Source organism: Vibrio sp. 10N.261.52.A1 (assembly GCF_002876325.1).
In the GTDB taxonomy this organism is placed as follows: domain Bacteria; phylum Pseudomonadota; class Gammaproteobacteria; order Enterobacterales; family Vibrionaceae; genus Vibrio; species Vibrio chagasii.
Window position 1 is genome coordinate 1 of the sequence record NZ_MCYD01000143.1, and the last position, 624, is coordinate 624.

Sequence of the window (624 nt, forward strand, 5' to 3'; positions counted from 1 at the left end):
GAAGGCTTCTTCCCACTGTCTGAGTTTACCGAAACGCCAGACAAGCGTCGCAGCGCCGTAGTCGAATTCGGCCTGCCTTACGTTGCCGATCCTGCAGTCAGTAAACACGTTGCAGAATTCCTGACGACACACCAACAAGTGTCTAAAGCTGCACTGGAAAACTCTGACTCTATTGAGTTCGATGACACGAAACCTGCTATCCCTGTCGGTGTGCTGCTTAACGGCGGTGTGTTCAACAGTGAGCTTGTTACAGAGCGTATTACTCAGCTCCTAGGCAACTGGAACGGCGCTCCAATCACAGTATTAGATAACCCTCACCCAGATTGGTCTGTTGCCCTTGGCGCGGTTGCGTTTGGTAAGGCACGCCGCGGTGCCCAACTTAAAATCGGGGGTGGTGCTGCTCGCTCTTATTTCTTACATCTACAAGAAAAGAACAAGATGGGTAAAGCACTGTGTCTACTTGCTAAAGGTACCGAAGAAGGCCAAGAAATCCGTTTGAACAGTCGTCGTTTCTCTTTGACGCTGGGCGAACCGGTTCGTTTTAACCTACTGACTTCAACACACGATCAAATCGCTCACGATACTGCGATCCAAAACGGTGTAATGGTCGATGTTGATCCTGAC

Annotated in this window: 1 pseudogene; it reads left to right on the top strand. The window is 50.0% G+C overall.

The features are described from left to right. Positions 1-624: pseudogene (locus tag BCT81_RS01975) on the top strand (molecular chaperone DnaK); the annotation flags it as partial.